The sequence below is a fragment of the Bdellovibrio sp. MYbb2 genome (assembly GCF_056175685.1).
The window spans coordinates 114,214-131,143 of sequence record NZ_JBJKJI010000003.1 but is presented as its reverse complement, the minus strand read 5'-3'; the positions used below and the strand labels follow the sequence as shown (position 1 = coordinate 131,143).

18 protein-coding genes and 2 tRNA genes are annotated in these 16,930 nt (G+C 49.2%); 6 read left to right on the top strand and 14 right to left on the bottom strand.

All coding sequences use genetic code 11. The features are described 5' to 3' along the window. Positions 1 to 117: 117 nt before the first annotated feature. The 3 genes from AC04MQ_RS14530 to AC04MQ_RS14520 all read right to left on the bottom strand — a co-directional run bounded on the left by AC04MQ_RS14530 (position 118) and on the right by AC04MQ_RS14520 (position 3,394). Complete coding sequence (locus AC04MQ_RS14530) at positions 118 to 414, bottom strand: hypothetical protein (RefSeq protein ID WP_417865966.1); 297 nt, start codon at positions 412 to 414, stop codon at positions 118 to 120. 72 nt (positions 415 to 486) lie between these two features. Further along, the gene (locus AC04MQ_RS14525) at positions 487 to 1,704 is read right to left on the bottom strand and encodes a hypothetical protein (protein ID WP_475392431.1); all 1,218 of its coding nucleotides are present in this window, start codon (positions 1,702 to 1,704) and stop codon (positions 487 to 489) included. Positions 1,705 to 1,858: 154 nt separating this feature from the next. Beyond that, on the bottom strand, positions 1,859 to 3,394 hold the full coding sequence (locus AC04MQ_RS14520) for a sigma-54-dependent Fis family transcriptional regulator (RefSeq protein WP_475392430.1): 1,536 nt from the start codon (positions 3,392 to 3,394) through the stop codon (positions 1,859 to 1,861). Between the two features lie 179 nt (positions 3,395 to 3,573). Here AC04MQ_RS14520 and AC04MQ_RS14515 point away from each other — a divergent pair, with 179 nt between their 5' ends. The 3 genes from AC04MQ_RS14515 to AC04MQ_RS14505 all read left to right on the top strand — a co-directional run bounded on the left by AC04MQ_RS14515 (position 3,574) and on the right by AC04MQ_RS14505 (position 7,045). Then, positions 3,574 to 3,756 carry a hypothetical protein gene (locus tag AC04MQ_RS14515; protein ID WP_144313820.1) on the top strand — a complete coding sequence of 61 codons (183 nt, stop codon included), beginning with the start codon at positions 3,574 to 3,576 and terminating at the stop codon, positions 3,754 to 3,756. Between the two features lie 61 nt (positions 3,757 to 3,817). Then, the gene (locus tag AC04MQ_RS14510; protein ID WP_475392429.1) at positions 3,818 to 4,234 is read left to right on the top strand and encodes a hypothetical protein; all 417 of its coding nucleotides are present in this window, start codon (positions 3,818 to 3,820) and stop codon (positions 4,232 to 4,234) included. 189 nt (positions 4,235 to 4,423) lie between these two features. Then, positions 4,424 to 7,045, top strand: coding sequence for a delta-60 repeat domain-containing protein (locus AC04MQ_RS14505; protein WP_475392428.1), 2,622 nt, complete (start codon positions 4,424 to 4,426; stop codon positions 7,043 to 7,045). 183 nt (positions 7,046 to 7,228) lie between these two features. On the opposite strand, the gene AC04MQ_RS14500 is transcribed toward AC04MQ_RS14505, so the two are convergent. The 3 genes from AC04MQ_RS14500 to AC04MQ_RS14490 all read right to left on the bottom strand — a co-directional run bounded on the left by AC04MQ_RS14500 (position 7,229) and on the right by AC04MQ_RS14490 (position 9,536). After that, positions 7,229 to 7,315: transfer RNA gene (locus AC04MQ_RS14500), tRNA-Leu, on the bottom strand. Between the two features lie 105 nt (positions 7,316 to 7,420). Then, positions 7,421 to 8,887, bottom strand: coding sequence for an anion permease (locus AC04MQ_RS14495; RefSeq protein ID WP_475392427.1), 1,467 nt, complete (start codon positions 8,885 to 8,887; stop codon positions 7,421 to 7,423). A gap of 70 nt (positions 8,888 to 8,957) precedes the next feature. Beyond that, positions 8,958 to 9,536: a hypothetical protein gene (locus AC04MQ_RS14490; protein ID WP_475392426.1), complete on the bottom strand. Its 579-nt coding sequence runs from the start codon at positions 9,534 to 9,536 to the stop codon at positions 8,958 to 8,960. Between the two features lie 225 nt (positions 9,537 to 9,761). Here AC04MQ_RS14490 and AC04MQ_RS14485 point away from each other — a divergent pair, with 225 nt between their 5' ends. Beyond that, on the top strand, positions 9,762 to 10,565 hold the full coding sequence (locus AC04MQ_RS14485; RefSeq protein ID WP_475392425.1) for a TIGR02147 family protein: 804 nt from the start codon (positions 9,762 to 9,764) through the stop codon (positions 10,563 to 10,565). A gap of 61 nt (positions 10,566 to 10,626) precedes the next feature. Here AC04MQ_RS14485 and AC04MQ_RS14480 read toward each other — a convergent pair whose 3' ends face one another. The 3 genes from AC04MQ_RS14480 to AC04MQ_RS14470 form a co-directional block, all read right to left on the bottom strand. Next, a complete protein-coding gene (locus AC04MQ_RS14480) occupies positions 10,627 to 11,103 on the bottom strand; it encodes a VOC family protein (RefSeq protein WP_041577534.1) in 477 nt (158 codons plus the stop codon). 94 nt (positions 11,104 to 11,197) lie between these two features. Next, a complete protein-coding gene (locus AC04MQ_RS14475) occupies positions 11,198 to 11,506 on the bottom strand; it encodes a hypothetical protein (protein ID WP_475392424.1) in 309 nt (102 codons plus the stop codon). 128 nt (positions 11,507 to 11,634) lie between these two features. After that, positions 11,635 to 11,710 (bottom strand) — tRNA-Gly (locus AC04MQ_RS14470). Positions 11,711 to 11,775: 65 nt separating this feature from the next. Here AC04MQ_RS14470 and AC04MQ_RS14465 point away from each other — a divergent pair. Continuing rightward, complete coding sequence (locus AC04MQ_RS14465; RefSeq protein WP_475392423.1) at positions 11,776 to 11,922, top strand: hypothetical protein; 147 nt, start codon at positions 11,776 to 11,778, stop codon at positions 11,920 to 11,922. A gap of 93 nt (positions 11,923 to 12,015) precedes the next feature. Next, entirely contained in the window at positions 12,016 to 12,516 is a 501-nt protein-coding gene (locus AC04MQ_RS14460; protein WP_051026293.1) for a hypothetical protein, read from the top strand. On the opposite strand, the gene AC04MQ_RS14455 is transcribed toward AC04MQ_RS14460, so the two are convergent. From AC04MQ_RS14455 to AC04MQ_RS14435, 5 genes are read right to left on the bottom strand one after another with little or no spacing between them, the layout of a single operon-like run. After that, a complete protein-coding gene (locus AC04MQ_RS14455; protein ID WP_015090983.1) occupies positions 12,497 to 13,573 on the bottom strand; it encodes an ABC transporter permease in 1,077 nt (358 codons plus the stop codon). The genes AC04MQ_RS14460 and AC04MQ_RS14455 overlap by 20 nt on opposite strands. Next, positions 13,570 to 14,676, bottom strand: a complete 1,107-nt coding sequence (locus tag AC04MQ_RS14450) for an ABC transporter permease (RefSeq protein WP_475392422.1) — start codon at positions 14,674 to 14,676, stop codon at positions 13,570 to 13,572. Before AC04MQ_RS14450 ends, AC04MQ_RS14455 begins: the two co-directional genes overlap by 4 nt. Then, positions 14,673 to 15,413: an ABC transporter ATP-binding protein gene (locus tag AC04MQ_RS14445; protein ID WP_475392421.1), complete on the bottom strand. Its 741-nt coding sequence runs from the start codon at positions 15,411 to 15,413 to the stop codon at positions 14,673 to 14,675. Before AC04MQ_RS14445 ends, AC04MQ_RS14450 begins: the two co-directional genes overlap by 4 nt. After that, positions 15,410 to 16,153: an ABC transporter ATP-binding protein gene (locus AC04MQ_RS14440; protein ID WP_475392420.1), complete on the bottom strand. Its 744-nt coding sequence runs from the start codon at positions 16,151 to 16,153 to the stop codon at positions 15,410 to 15,412. Before AC04MQ_RS14440 ends, AC04MQ_RS14445 begins: the two co-directional genes overlap by 4 nt. Continuing rightward, entirely contained in the window at positions 16,153 to 16,887 is a 735-nt protein-coding gene (locus tag AC04MQ_RS14435; protein WP_475392419.1) for an efflux RND transporter periplasmic adaptor subunit, read from the bottom strand. Before AC04MQ_RS14435 ends, AC04MQ_RS14440 begins: the two co-directional genes overlap by 1 nt. Positions 16,888 to 16,930 lie beyond the last annotated feature (43 nt).

The following is a 16,930-nucleotide window of genomic DNA, read 5'->3' as shown; positions in this document are numbered from 1 at the left end:
TCCTCCAAAAATATGAACGGAGGAATAACCACGATTCAGCCCTGAATAAAGAAAAAACCTGCCAGACAGCAGGTTCAGGTAATAAAGTCGTTGCAAACTTTGGAAGTTGCAACACTTTTAGTTCTTTTCACAGGTGATCTTTTCTTTCTCACAGAAGGACAACAACGTGCGGCTTTGACACTTGCCCATGGCGTCTTTGCGGGCTTCGTCCTCGGTTTTTCCAAAGCCGAAGAAACGGTTCCCCATGGATTTCATTCGGCAGGTGTAGGTCCCCACAACCTTTGGACCGTCGCCGGACCAGTCCACCGCCAGGGTGCCTTTGTTCGGATTTTCATCCGCAGGATTAATAACTTTCAGACCGCATCCAGCCAGCAAACTGCAAAACACAAAAAACTGCATCAATGAATTTTTCATAGACTCCATGCTAACAGCCCCTTTCGATAATCAAAAAGACCAGAAAAGGGGGCCGAAGCCCCCTTCATGAAGTTACTGAACATCATTGAAGTTAACACCCGTGAAACTCAAGCCCGTCAGCTGAGAAACCCAGGCTTGAGTCGAAGTGTACTGCGTGCTGGGGTGCAGGTTGAATTTGAAACTAGCCTCTTGTGGCAATTCAATACCTGGATTCGCGCTACAATCCGCCTGATCAGATGCATGAGTGTAACAACGGTTGTTCACAACCTCAGAGTACTTGGTCGCATCACCCAAGTCTGCACTGGTGTTTGAATTCACCATGAAATAGCGCGCCTTCAGACCATTTGCCAGACTGCCTTTGATTGTGGAAACACGAGCCGAGTACCAATTGCCGTCACCATAGATTTCCCCGGCGATGGCTTCAATTTTAGATACGGACGTGATTTCACCATTGGTCATACCCACCTGAGCCAACAAACGCTCGTGACGGGACCAACCGCAATTACCACCCTGCTCCGTACACTGGAATCGATCGCCGCGACTTTCGTACTTCAGCTCACCCGTCAGCAAATCAAAGCTGGCAGCAAAAGTCCCGGTTTTATCCGGATGAACAGAAGTCTGATCTTCATGAGTCAGGAACTCCATCTTAGTGCCACTCAGTTTCGCTGCGACTCGATAAAAACCCATTCCTGGAATCGTCATCGAAATACCGGAGTCATAGTAGGTATTAAAGAAGGCTGGCTTTGAGGCCCGCACCGAGATAGTCATGGCCTGGATCTGCATATTCTCCAGCTGTTGAGCCGTGAAGCAGGATGTGTCCGGGGTCACACTGACCTGACGTTCCTGATCGTCGTAAACGATGCCCACTTTTTCAAGCATGCAGGAAATGGCTTTGATCTGCTGGAACGAACCCGGAATGGAGTCCGGAGATCCGCTGTTTTGAGCAAGTTTACAGTAAAACAAACGCGACGGATAATCCGGCCCCTGACTGTCCATATAGCCGCCTTGTTCATCCAAAGGCATGGCGTGCTCATTGCACAAAGCATTCACGTTCTGCGCTTGAATCTTGCCTTGCACGCTTTGAGATGACCCATCACTGACCAGGCCGTTACCGACCTCAACAATCACTCCCTGGACCGCCCCAACAACTGTGGATGGCTTGTCAGCAGAAACTATGATGGATGGGGATTCAACGACTTCGTCGACTTTCCCTTGACAGGCCACCAGGGTTGCAACGTGGAACAGAACTACTACGGACAGGACTTTTCTGATTTCGTTATTAAAGAACACGAACTCTCTCCTTGTTTAAAGTTTCACGCAATTTCGTCTGCGCTACTTTCCTTAAGGCAAGGATCCGGCCAACGGCTAACTCCACAATTTCACTACAGTCTTAAATCAAGACGCCCACTGTGGTTGTCAGGTTGGCGCCAACTAGCGGTGGAATCTAGGCGGGTTTCTTAATAAGTATCTTTCTGAGACCTTCGCGGGAAACACCCAGGCGACGTGCTGCCTCGGATTTGTTGCCCAAAGAACCCTGAATAGCCCGGTGAACAAACTCAGTCTCAAAGGCTTCCCGCGCTTCGCGCAGGCTGAGGTTTTCATAACGCTTCAGGGAATCTTCCTGCACATCCGGAACGACGCTGAGCTGCGGGCGGGCCTTGAATTGAAAATCATCCGGCATCAACACTGCCCGATCCCCGGCCGACAGGCAGGCACTTTCAATTTTGTTTTCCAATTCGCGGATGTTTCCCGGCCAGTGATAGTCAATCAAGCGATCCAGGGCTTCTGGACTGATACTTTTCAGTCGCCAGCCGCGCTTATTATGCAGTTGTTCCAAAATGGCCTGAGCCAGCTCTGGAATATCGCCTTTGCGATCACGCAACGACGGGATCTGCAAGTTAACCACGTTGATACGATAGAAAAGATCCTCGCGGAATTTTTCCTGCTGGATCTGGGTTTCAATATGCTTATTGGTGGCACAGATCAAACGGAAGTCCACAGCCTTCGGGGAATCGGTGGAACCCAGTCTTTGCACTTTTCTTTCCTGCAAAACCCGCAAAAGTTTGGCCTGCATCTCGACCGGCATTTCGCCGATTTCATCCAGGAACAGCGTTCCCCGGTGAGCCAGCTCAATCTGCCCCTGCCGAGCCACTGTCCCGGTCGCAGCCCCTTTGACCACACCGAAGAGTTCCGCCTCGAACAAAGACTCTGGGATTGCCGCGCAGTTGATCGCAATAAATGGACCGTCACGACGGCTGGAGTGATGATGCGCAAGCCTTGCGATCACCTCTTTACCCACCCCGCTTTCACCAGTAATCAGGATGTTTGAGTCCGACTTGCCGAAGTCCCCGATGTGATCATATATCTTTTGCAGCTCAGGAGCTTTCGAGTGCAGGCTGACGGAAGAAATACTTTTACGCCAGATGTTCTTGCGGTGCTCGATGGCGGATTCAGATTCTTCGTTCTTCTGATGGACTTCATAGTTTTCAAAAGCCACGGCCGCCAGCATGGAAAGCGCTTCCAGGGCGTGCTGATCGGATTCGTCAAAATCTCCGTCGGCTTTATTCAATACTTCGATGACCCCGATGACTTTGCCATCTTTCCAGTGCAGCGGAACCGCCAGAACTTTTTCCGTCTGATAGCCCGTCTTGCTGTCGACGCCAAGATAGAAGTCGCTGTCCTGAGCCACACAGTTGGAGAAATGACTTTTGCGGGTTCGAAAAACCTTCCCGGCAATTCCCTGATCTGTGTTGATCACGATAGTCTGATTGCGGATGCCCGTCGCAATATAACTGTTCAGATATTTGAAGTGCTGTTCCAGATTGATTTGGGAATCAAAGAAGATCGTCCCCCGATCTGCGCCAGTAGCCTGAATACACAGATCCAAGATTCGCGAAATGAGACTTTCCCCCGCCTGTTGTTCAAAGAAAATTTGCGCGGAGTCGCCTATAAACTTAAGAAGCTCATGTGATTTTGACATGTTCTTGTTATCGGCAGGTCCTGCCAACGAAAGTAGGCTGCCAACTGCACTTTCCACATTTAAGCCACCAATTGTGGGCGTTCCATTTTAAGACCTAAAAGTTTTCAAGCCCTTACACTTGGGCCCGGGAATAGCAGTTTAAGTTCATGAAACTTTGGAAATAAACAAAAGGAATAAATATGAACAAAGACAACGTTCCCCAACAATTAGATCGCATGGATCGTGAACTGAGATTCCTGTGGCAGGAAGCCCACGAAGAAACCGTACAAAGCATCAAGGAAAGAAAGCTGAAGCAGTACTATGAACTGTTCAAAGCCTACAAAAAACAGAAGCAGTTTCTGACCGCTCTTGAGGCCAAGTAATGAGCACGGTTCATGCACTTTAGACGACTGATTGAGTTTAAATTAAAACAAAGGTTGTCTTATGAGAGCGTCGATTGCCGCTTTTTGTCTATTGGCTATTTCTTCTACATCCCTGGCTTCCACGGTGAAGGTCATGGATCTGGGGTTTAATTGCGAACCTTCCGTTTCGGATGTGTTTTGCCTGGAGCAGGCCAAGAAACCTAATTCCGGGTATTTGAACGGAAAAGTCAAAAGCGCCACCCTGGTTAGCAACGCCGACTTTTACAACAAGTCAGGGGATCTGATAAATGCTTCCCCTGCGATCGTCGTCGCCACTGAAAAAGGCAAAATAGTCCTGACCAAAGAAAGCGCCGTTCGCCTGGGCATGACCATGGGTGATTTGCTGAATGAATTCTCGTCTCCAAAGTCGAACATCATCCTTCGCTATAACGACGAAAGCAGAATCTTAGGATTGGTCTTAGCCATCGAGAAAAAATAAGTCCGCGCCGGTCCAATTGATTAAATTGTTTTAGTCCTCAGCAAGTTTCTGGGTCACGATCTGCACCCCAGAAACTTGCCTCCAAAGGTACACAAACCCCTCCGTCTCCACCTGAGACAGTAAAATGAAATAAAACTCAATAAATCCTTAATAACTAATTAAAGCCGAATAAAAATCCGAAAAGAAAGCATGGACGTATCTGGAACTTTGTACACCTATTTACGAAATTTTCTGATATTTTTGGGATCAGTCTTCGTTTTTTCTGGCTGCACTCTTAGCGCGAGCTTTACCGATTTAACAGGCTCAGCCGAAGCCCCCTCCGTTCCCTCCGGAAGCAACTTTTTAGGACAGCTATCAAAAACCAGTGCAATAAACTGGAGTTATGAATTCGACGCCACTGAATCCGTGGAACGCGCCATCCTGAGTGCCTCGGGCGACAGAATTGTCGCTGCTGTAGTGAATAGTGGCCCGGTCGTGATGCGAATTCGCTCTGACGGCAGTGTCAACACGGCGTTTGGTAACAATGGTCTCATCTCGCTACCAACCGTTCCAACATACAACGGATTCAATGGGATCTATGTCAGTGAGGATTCCAATCAAAACATTCTTGTGGGCTGGAGTCTGGAAGGTGACTGGAATGCCAACGGACGTGACTACGCGATTGCGATAGCCAGATTTAGTTCATCTGGAAGCCTTGACCTCACCTTTGGCAACAGCGGACTTTTCGTTTTTGAGCTACCCGAGCCGATCTATGTCAGAGGAATTCTGGCGGATGCCTCAGGATACTTCATAATAGGTCCCGGCAACTTTAATGGCACTGGATACCTAGGGTATATCTTTAAAATTAAAGAAGACGGTACGTTTGACACCAACTACGCTAACAATGGCCGACTGATTTTCAATCCTCCTGTTGTCGCTGGGGAGAATTTTCGGGATATGCATTTGAGTGCCGCCTCTATTGCTCCTGATAATTCACTCTATATCACCGGGCAGATCTATGGCGACATTTCTGGATACTCTGGCGTAATCTATAAAGTTCTAGCTACGGGTGCCATAGACGGTACCTGGGGTAATTCAGGCCTTGTACGCTATGACAGCCCCGCCCAGGCCCGGGACACATTCCACGACATCAAAATTCACGACAATAAAATTTATATCGCAGGCGAAGGCCCCAATTTCCCAGATCTGGATGGAGTTATCTTGCGATACAATCTTAATGGCACATTAGATAACACTTTTGACGGCGACGGCGTACAAAGGTTAAAAGACGTCGCGGGATTTGGCGGTGGAGCCGACTATGTGAGAATATTGGCTATCGACTCTGCAGGAAACATATTCATCCACGGCACCTCTCTGGATGCCGCCGATTCAAATTACACCTTTATCGCCAAGCTTTTACCCAATGGAAACCTTGACGCCTCTTACGGAATCGCCGGAATCGCATTTATAGATTTCGAAAGAGATGCCTGGGACTATCCCCGTGCTGCCGTCTTCAACAGTGACGAATCCATTACAGTTTTCAATAATTTCGTCATCAGAGACGCATCGACGAGCCAAAAAGGCAATCTGGTTTCTGCAAAGCTTTTAACCTCAGGAACCATGGACAACACCTATGGAGAGAACGGATTCAAAGAAAACTCTGAAAAGTATCTGCAAATGGTCAACTTGGAGCCAACGCACTCACAATTCCACGATGGTGCATTTTATGCCGTTTATTCTGCACAGACCGGCAATGACGGCCCCATTTTGGTAATTCACAAAACACTTCCCAATGGAAACTCAGACACAAATTTTGGTGACTCAGGATTCTTCGTTGTCAAAAGAGTTCTCGCGGCAAAGATGATCATCAGTGATGGCATCTATTTGTTGGCTGAGTACTTTGACAGCAATTCTTACGAATTAAATCTCAGAATCTTCAAGTACTCACTTGATGGCAGTCCGGATTCGAACTTTGGCGTCGGAGGCATCATGGAACTGCCCTGGGACGAGGACTTCGAGACCTCAACCAGAAACGGTCAAATGGCGATGGGACCTGATCTACATCTGTATGTGACAGCATATATCTTTGATATTGCTAACGGAGAACCTCATACCGCCCTTTGGAAAGTCCACTCGCAGACCGGAGCGCCCTGGGAAGATCCCCAAACATCAAAAACGATTAAGATCCTTGCACCCGCAGACAATGGGCGCAGTAACGATCCCACGATCATAGTGGATGATATCCATAACAAGGTTTACCTTATGAGTGGCGACGCACCGGGAAGCGAGACCATGATCATACGACGGTATAATTTAGACCTCTCTCCGGACACAGACTTCAATTCAACTGGAGCTCTTGCAGAAACTGAATTTTCCGGACAATTTACAGAATTCGTTGAGATCAACAAGATACATCTGTTCAATGGCGATCTTTATGTTTCGGTCTATGAACAAAACGAAGACTTTGGGGTGAGTGCTTTAGTGAAGCTTACGAACACAGGCGCGGTGGACACGAGCTTTGGAGAAGATGGCCTTGTGCACCCGGGTGGAAATCTAACAGACAGAATCTGGCATAGTGCCGATTTTTATTACGACGAAGTCCGAAAGAACATTATTGCTGCTAACTACACAGAAACTGAAGACGAGAACTTCTTAATGTCCTTCAGCAAAATAAATATCACTTCAGCACCAGTATCGACCACATTTGTGACCGAGGTGCCGAATCCCGTTTATTTCAATAATTGCTCTTTCTCAAGTGTTCACGGACTCCACTGCATAAAAAACGATTGGAGTCCTAGTAAAACAGAAACCTCACTGTCGATATTTAAATAATGATCGCAGGAGAGGACTCATACGGAGTTTGCTGCCGTCGACAGCAAACGACAAACCCCAAAACAAACATCGAAGGCGGAAAACTTCAGAAACTACTCTAGCAAAGCTGGAGTGCAGACAGATAAAAAAAAGCCGACAGTTGTCGGCTTTTTTTGTTGAAAGAATCTTTCCTTCGGAAAGATTTGGTGCGCGAGGGGGGACTTGAACCCCCACAGGATTTCTCCCACAGGCTTCTGAGACCTGCGTGTCTACCAATTCCACCACCCGCGCGCTGGAATGAAGAACTATCTTGTACGCTTTCCCCCGCTTTGAAAACAGTTTTCGCAGAAGGTCATAAAAGGATTTACAAGTTGCCCAAGTTTTAGGCTTTTAAACTTACCAATACCCCAAAACCTTCCACCAAATGGCACAGCCGCCAGCGAAAATCAGCAGGTTCAGAAGCGTCACCACAAAGCCCCACTTCCACCATTCTCCCATGGTCACATATCCAGCACCAAACAGCACCGGAGCCGACCCCGTTCCATAGTGGGTTAAGGACGCACACAACGAGGATGCAAAGCCCAGGAACAGACCAAACATCAATGGCGGAGCCCCCAAGGCCACACCCACTCCAAAGAACGACGCAAACAATGCCGAGATATGGGCCGTGTTGCTGGCAAAGAAATAATGAATGAACACATAAAGCAGAACCAAAATAGCGGCTGCCTGCATCCACCCCAGACCCCAATGTGCGATCGAGGATTCCACGGTTTTAGAAAACCACGCCACGACGCCCACCTTGTTTAAGAACGTCGCCATCATCACCAGGGACGAGAACCACGTTACCGTGTCCCAGGCGCCCTTTTCTTTCAACAGGTCATCCCAAGTAAGCACCCCACTAAACAGAAGCACCCCCAGCCCCACAAATGCGCCAGCAGTTGCATCCACCTTGAACAAAGGATCTGACGACAACAACTCAGGTCCACCTGCCCAGATAAACAGAAGCAGGAAAAAGACACCAATCAGAATTTTTTCATCCAGTCTGAGCGGCCCCAGTTCTTGCAATTTTTTATTCGCATAACCCGCAGCATCCGGAGTTTCTTTGATTTGTGGCGGATAAAGCTTAAACAACACCCACGGGATGATCAGAATCGCCAGCAAGCCCGGCACAAATGCCGCCATCGCCCACTGTGCCCAAGACACATCGATCTTGGCGATGTCACGAATCCCAGCCGTCACCAAAGGATTGGGCGCAGTCGCAGTGATGAACATCGCCGAAGTGATCACGTTGATCTGATAGGCCACCAAAGTCAGGAACGCACCGACCTTCAATCGAGTGGCCTCATCCGGAAGTGATCCCATGGATTCTGAGATGGAGCGATTGATCGGATAAAGCACGCCACCACCACGAGCAGTGTTGCTTGGCATGACCGGAGACAGCACCAACTCGGCAAAAGACAGTCCGTAGCTGATACCCAAAGTCTTTTTCCCAATGGCGCGAACAAAGTAATATGCCACGCGGGAACCAAGGCCGGTCTTAATGAAAGCGCGGGAAATAAAGAACGAGATACCAATCAACCAGATCAGGGTGTTGGAATATCCACTGAGTGCATCACCCATGGCTTTGCCGGGATTTCCGGGATTGGTGACTTGCGTGATACCCACCAGCAGGATCCCGATCATGGCAGCACCCCCGATTGGAAGCGCTTTACCGATGATGGCGGTGATGGTGCCTACAAAGATCCCCAGCAAACGCCAGGCATTGATGTCGACCCCTTCCGGCGGAGAAATCACGAACCAGAAAAGACAGGTCACAAAAAAAGCGATAACGGCCGGTACAATCTTCACATGCGGTAACTTCATTCATATCCCCGGTTTGAATTTACAAACAGGATATGCTTTAAGCGCCATCAGAGGAAGAGGTTTTTCAGCATTATTTCTGACAGGCGCGCGTGGCAAACTGACGTAAATACTCTCGCACGTCAGCCGAAGTGGCCTTGGTGCGATCCAGACTTTTCAGTCGCCCATCCACCACCACCAGGTCGCGCGTGGATTCAGCCACCACTCGCTCATAAGTCAACCCCGGCTCCACCAGCCTGACTGAACAGCGAACACCTTCATGCTTGGTGCTCTTGCAAGAACCAATGCGCCCCACTCCGAAAGTAAACTCGGTGATGGTGGTGATATTATAAAGACCTTCTTCATAACTTGTATAAAGCTGCCCCAGATAAAGCGAAGGCAGGGCTTTGGGCGTTGGCAGATACAGATAACTGAATTCCTGACCCGGCAGAATTTCCGGTGGCACTTCTTCAAAGGGCGTGTCCAGATCATGCACCTGAAGTTCATCAGCAAAAAGCGCCGTCACTCCTTGACCGGAAAGTTCTGTGCGGATGACTTCGCGAAGCTCATCACGATAATGGGAGGACACCAAAACTGTGCAATCTTTACCAAACGCCAGCGAAGACAAAAACAAAACCACAGCAACACAAACACCCGATTTTAACGAATTCATAAGCCACCCTTGGGAAGTGAAAACACCTTCTTATCGCATTTAAAGGGTCCTCACCACGCAACCGAGCCGTCCTTGCAATTCTTACTTAAGTGTCTAGATTCACGACAGGTTCCAAAATCGGAATCTCGTGGAAACTTTTGGAACAAATTGCAGGATTAGAGTCACTCCTCTAGATGACACAGCGAAATTCAGATATATAAAGGGCGTCACAAAAGAGGAGCTCTTATGACCAAAAAGCATCATTACAGAGACTTTATCCTGAAAGAACTTGAGCGTCGCCAGCGCAAAAATCCTTCCTATTCTCTTCGCGCGTTTTCCCGTGACTTGGAAGTTCCTTGCTCTCGTCTGTCTGAGATTCTAAACGGCAAAGTCGGCTTGTCTGAAAGCCGTGCGGTGAATCTGGCAACAAAACTAAACCTTTCCCCGTCCGAGCGTGAATTCTTCGTGGATCTGGCTTTGTCTGAACACGCCCGCAGCGCCGTTCTTCGTGAAATGGCTTTGCAACGTGTGAATGCCCGTGAAGAAGCGTTTGAAAAAATCGGTGAAGACCAATTCGCGGTTATCTCTGACTGGTACTACACAGCCATCACTCAGATTCTGCAATTGAAAGACTTCGAGCCTACTGTTGAAAACATCTCCCGCCGATTGGGACTTCTGACGGATGTGACTGAAAAAGCCCTGGAGCGCCTGGAAGCCATGAAGCTGGTTGAAAAAACTGCTGATGGCAAATGGGTTTCCAGTGATGCGAAGTACTCTTCAAGCTATGGCGGTTCTTCCGTGGCAGCCCGCAACTATTTCCTGCAGATGCAGACCAAGGCGACAGAAGCGATGAGTGGCGAAAACAAACGTCGCTGGGACATGGGTTGCACCATGGTTCCCACCAGCCGCGAGAAAGCCAAAGAGATCGCTGCTAAGATTCGCCAGTTCCGTCTGGAAGTGATGGCCGATCTGCAAAACAGCGAAAACAAAGACTCTTTGTTCGCCCTGTCCACCAGCTTCTTTGAAATGACGGACGTACAACCGCACTAAATAAAAAAGGCGCAGGAGACTGCGCCTTTTTCTTTTTCAAATCATTCCGATTTAAAACTTATTATTTAACTGCGGCTTCCAGTTTGGCGATATCAATCTTTTGCATCGTCATCATGGATTCAAAAGCCTTCTTGGCTTTGTCTGCATCTTTACTGGTCGTCAGATCCAGCAAAATTCTAGGCGTGATCTGCCACGAGAACCCCCAGCGATCCTTGCACCATCCGCAGTCACTTGCCGCGCCACCGTTTTCGATAATGGCATTCCAAAGGCGGTCGGTTTCAGCCTGATTTTCGGTGATAACCATGAAACTGACCGATTCATTGGGCTTAAAGATCGGACCGCCATTCAGGCCCACAAATTTGCGCCCCATCACGGTGAACTCCACCGTCAACTCGGTCCCTTTCTTGCCACCAGGAAAATCACCCGGAGCTGTGTTCACACGCCCCACTTCACTGCCGGGAAAAGTCTTTGCATAAAATGCGGCAGCCTTACTGGCTTCGCCGTGATCGAACCAAACACAAGTCACTAACTCAGTCATTGGAACTCTCCTTCATCAGATTATTGAAACAGAATCTTTATCAGAGTGTCTGAGACTCCACCTGGAGGCAACTTTTCTTTGGCAGCCGGGGATTTTACATTTCAAACAGAACCAGAACCAAACCGACCACCCCAAGACCTACAACCACACGAAAACGCATCATGAAGGCCGGAATGATGGCTTCAATTCTATCCAGCACCTGTTTAGAGTCGGCCGTTCCGAGGCGCGCATGGATTTCGTGAGCTCTTTTCACGCCCTGCAAGGAATCATCCACCCGCAGGCCGGATCTTTGAGCGATCTTTTCCATATTGCGCATAAGGCGCTGGTATTGAATCGTGGAGGCGATATAAATCACGACCGCAACACTGAATATCACCGCATAGATCACTGAAAAAAGTCCCACGACAGAGGCTCCTTTGTTGTTTGCAAGAATACGGGATTTTGGGAATAAAAAAACCCCTGAAGTTTCCTTCAGGGGTTTTAAATTTTTTAGAATATCTCGGATGCGGTCACTCCAATTTAAAGAAAAATTGGAGCGGGAGACGGGGCTCAAACCCGCGACCTATGCCTTGGCAAGGCATCGCTCTATCAACTGAGCTACTCCCGCATCGTTTCGAGAGACACAAAATTACTGTTGCCTGACCCTATTGTCAACGGGTAAAAATCAAAAAAATGAAAACTTTGTTGGTTGGTCGCATCAAAAAATGGATGGTTTTTGCTCTCATAGGCTGCGTTGCCTATTTTACAGGCTATATTTGGGGGCAACATCAAAAACAAAAGTCTCCATCGCCGCCACCGGTTCTGAGTAATCCTGAATAGACCTGTCGAAAACGTCATCTAGGTTACCTGCTTAAAAGATGACTCTCGCATTTAATCGCATAAAAGGTCCCTAAACACATTTTAGGAGACCCCATGTTGAAGCTTTGGCTCTGCACTTTGACCCTTCTGTCTGCCGTCCCGTCGGCAAACGCGGCGCTTTTTTCCAACATGGAAGGCACCTATCGCATGCTTTCCTGTGAAAACCTGGGCGCCAAGCCCCACGAATCCCTGTGCGAGTATTCCCAGGTGAGCGTGCATCCGATGAGCGATGCCACCGCGATTTATTTCTCGCGCTGGGAAGGCGAACAGGAACATGTCCGCTCTTTCGGTCTGCCTGTTTCGACCCGTCACCACCCGCAAAGCCGTTACTGCGAAAAGGGCGACGTGTATGCAGCCTATGAACGCGTCTCTCAAGGCCAAGGTGAAGTCATGATCATGAAGCGCACCACAGATGACCTGTATCACCTGTCCATCCACTTACGCGCTGACAACTATGGCACTCTGGATGTGATTGAAATGGATTTAGAGCGCCTGACAACCATGTCCCGCCCAGCACCCGATACAGCACCAGGGCCTACGACAGAGTCGTTTTAAAGCGACGCCAGCTGGCGGTGATGGCAATCACCGCCATCACCACCAAAATAAGAACATTCGTCGTTATCAGGCGCAGATCCCCACCCTTAAGCATTATGTTTCGCAGAAGCTCAATGAAATATGTCAGCGGATTGATGTAAGAAAAAATCCGCATCACCCACGGCATGTTTTCCACCGGAAAGACCATTCCGGACAAAAGCACCGACGGGAACAGATATAAGAAACCACCCATCATCGACTGCTGCTGGTTCTTGGCGATCGTAGAAATAAATAATCCGATCCCCACCGTGCAAAACACAAAGGCCACCGCCGCCAGCAGCAGCATCCATAAACTTCCCCGCAAAGGCATATCAAACAACGCCATGGCCACGCCGACAATCAAAGGAATATTGCTTAACCCCAGCAAAACAAACGGCACGGTTTTACCCAGAATGACTTCCTCGGGCGACACGGGGGCCGCAATCAGAGTTTCAAATGTGCCCATCTCTTTTTCTTTTGTGATCGACATACTGGTCAGCAAAATTGTGATCAGACACACCAGCATGCTCATCACACCCGGCACCAGAAACAAAGCCGAACGCATCGCCGGGTTGTACAAAACCCGCACATCAAAACGCAAAGGCGGATCCTGCGGGTACAGCGATCGTACAATGCTTCCCATATAGCGCTCGATCCCCTGGGCCCGGGTGACGTTGGTGGCGTTGATCAGAAGCTGCACTTCGCCCTCGCGCCGACCCATGCTGCGATCAAGCCCCCCGGTTGGCGCCACCAAGACGGCGTCGGCTTCACCTTTTTGAATTTGTTCATAAGGATCCGTCGTCCGGGTCTTGGCCGGAATGAACCAGCCCGAGGCTAAAGCTTTGCGGTGAATTTCCTGCAAGGCACTGTCGTTGGGGGCCGCAAAAATCCCCAGACGGATGTTTTTGGCTTCAGTGGACAAGGCCACGCCAAAGATGGTCAGCTGCACACAGGGCGCCAGGAAAAGTAAAATACGCATGCGCGGATCCCGCAGGGTCTGAAGAAATTCTTTTCGGATAAACCCCAGCAGTGTTTTCATGGTTCGACGTCTCTTTTAAATTTTTTGGTGGCCAGGGTGATCATCAACGTGAAAAGCGCACAAAGCGCCAAAAATGACGGCAGAATGCTGAAAAACCCTGCGCCTTGCAAAAACAGCGCACGACTGATTTCAATAAACCACCGCGCGGGCAAAAGCATGGTGAAATAGAAAAAGAATTTTGGCATATGTTCCACCGGAAAAATAAAACCTGAAAGCAGAATCGTCGGCAAAAGTCCCGACAGCATCGCAAACTGCATACTCAGCTGCTGTTTTCGGGTGACCACTGAAATCAGCAACCCTTGCGCCAGATAGGTCGAAAGAAAGATCAAACACGCCAGCAGGTACAAAATGAAATTCCCCCGGAACGGGACCGAGAACACCACCTGCGACATCAGAAAAACAAAAAACACGGCGATAATTCCCATCACTGAATAAGGCAAAAGCTTTCCCAGGATGATTTCAATGGGACGCACCGGTGTAGCCAATAATAATTCCATCGAACCATTTTCCCATTCGCGTGCCACGGTCAGGGCGGTCAGTAAAATAGACAAGATGGCGATGATCGCGGCCGCCAACCCCGGCACGACAAACCAGCGGCTGTTAAGCTCTGGATTAAATAAATACCGCGTTTTGATTTCAATGGGCTCGCGAAATTCACCAAATTCATTTTGCAACATCCGCTTTTGAACCCCGCCCAGGTACCCAAGAATTGATCCGGCTGAAGAATTATCCGCCCCGTCGATCAGAATCTGCACCGCACTTTCCTGCAGGGGCTTCAGATCCCGCGCGTATGCCGGCGGCACCAAAAGAGCGGCATGCGCCCGGCCTTCATCCAAATATTGCAGGGCCTCGGCCGGACTGTGCACATAGCGGGACTGAAAGTAATCAGAACTGGTAAACGCTTGTTCCAACAGACGCGAGTTTGGGGTTTTACTGGCATCGTGAATCGCCAATGAAATGCGTTCCATATTGAATTCAATGGCAAACCCAAAAAAGAGCACCATAATAACCGGCATCCCCAAAGCCAGCGCCAGCGTGAAGGGGTCCCGTACAATATGAAAAACTTCTTTCTGCGCAATGGCCCAGATGGAACGAATCTTCATCGCCCCTCCACTTCCGCAATAAAGACCTCTTCCAAACTGACTTCATCGGGCTTGCGATCAGGGAAGTTCGCAGCCTTCAGCCCGTCAGGTGAATCCAGGGCAATCAGCTCCCCGGATCTCATCAAAGCAATCCGGCCACAGTGTTCGGCTTCATCCATATAGTGAGTCGTGACAAAAACGGTTTTGCCTTCTTTGGCCAGTTCACGAATCAGCGCCCAGAATCGCTGCCGATAGGCCGGACTGACACTCGCCGTGGGTTCATCTAAAAACACAATCTCGGGATCATGCAATAGTGACGACACCAGACTGACTTGTTGCTTGATCCCGCCCGGCAGATCTTTCACCAAAGTTTTTTCCGAGGCTTTGAAGCGAATGAAATCAAGCAATCGTTCTTTTTGGCTTTTAAGCTGCTGATCAGGAAGTTTTCGTAAGGCCGCAGTGAAGGCCAGATTTTCCGCCACGGTCATATCATCATACAGGGTGAACTTCTGGGACATGTACCCGACCTTCTTTTTCACTTCAAAGGCCTGCTGTTGCACATCCAGACCACAAACCCGGGCTTCGCCATGCGATGGCAGTAACAGTCCGCAAAGCACACGAATCGTCGTCGTCTTCCCCGCGCCGTTGGCCCCCAGAAAACCAAAGATCTCGCCCTTCTGAACCGAAAAGCTTATGTCCTTCACGGCGTAATAGTCCCCGAATTTAACGGACAAATTCTGCACCTCGACTGAATTCATGGCGCTTCCTCGATGGCGTCGTACTGCAAGAACACCTCATCAAAGGTGCTGCATTGGCGATCTTTTAAAATCTGATCGGGAGTTCCTTCCAATAAAGACTTTCCATCAAAAAGCAGATGCACTTCATCGCACTTCAAGGCTTCATCCATGTACGAGGTCGTAACCAGAATCAGAATGTCTTCTTCCTGAATCAGTTCATGCAGAAGTTCCCAGAAATCCCGGCGACTCAAGGGATCCACGCCGTTGGTGGGTTCGTCCAGCAGCAGCACCTTGGGCGAAGACAGCAATGAACAGATCAAACCCAGCTTTTTATACATCCCTCCGGACAATTGCGAAGCCAGACGGTCGGTGAATTCTTCAAGTCTTGCCATGCGCAGAAGTTTTTCCCGGCGCGAGTGATACAGCTGATCTGGAACCTGAAAAAGGGTGCGAAAGAATTCAAGGTGCTCATGAATGCTCAGCTCCGGATAAAGACTTTGGGTCTGAGGCATATAGGCGATATTTTCACGCAAATCCGAAAAAAGAACCGGCCGACCTTCGCGCAAAAAAACGATCTTGCCGGCGTCGGCCTTTAAAAGCCCCATCAAATGCCGCAGGAAAGTGGTTTTACCCGCCCCCTCAGGCCCAATCACGCCGTGGATGATCCCTGGGGAAAAGTTCATCGTCAGGCCTTTAAGGGCCTCCGTCGTACGCATTTTTTTAGCTAAGCTTTCGACGGCGATGGCAACAGTTCCTGGCATCAGTCCTCCGCCACCCATTCCAGAGTCATTCCTGGCTTCAGAATGCCCTCGGGGTTTTCAAAGCGGATCTTCACAGCGTAAACCAGTCTTGTTCGCTCATCCCGGGTCTGTACGTTTTTAGGTGTGAACTCGGCTTCCGGATTGATATAGGCAATCACACCCGAAAACTTTTTATCGCCCATTTCAGGCAGACGGGCTGAAACTTTCTGGTCCATCTTCAAGGGCGATATCTGATCATGGGGCAGATAGAAATAGGCATAAACCTCTGAAAGATCCCCCAACGTCAAAAGCTTCGCCCCAGGTAAAACCATTTCCCCGGGTTCGAAGTAGGTGGTCAGTACGGTGCCTTTGATCGGGGCCGACACCTCACACCACTTAAAGCGGGTTTCAATTTCATCTTTGCGGTTTTTGATCTGATCGTAACTTTCCTGAGCGATACTGCCGCCGCGATAAAGCTTCACCGCACGGCCATAGTTCTTGTTTGCCAGATCATAACCCAAGCGGATCTCTTCGCAGTCGAGTTTGACCAGGGACTGCCCTTTTTCAACAATCTGCCCTTCCTTGACCGGAAATTCAGAAATGACTGATGACACCCTGGCAGGGATATCCACCTTGGTCACTTCGACAGTGCCTGCATAGGAAAATTCGGATCGAAACAGGAAAGTCTTGGCCAGATATGCCAGCAGCAAAATAAGAAGAACTGCTACAAGAGGAATCAGCTTTTTCTTAGACATACAAAAAGCCTAGACAGCCTCGCGATCCGGGTCAATGCCGACC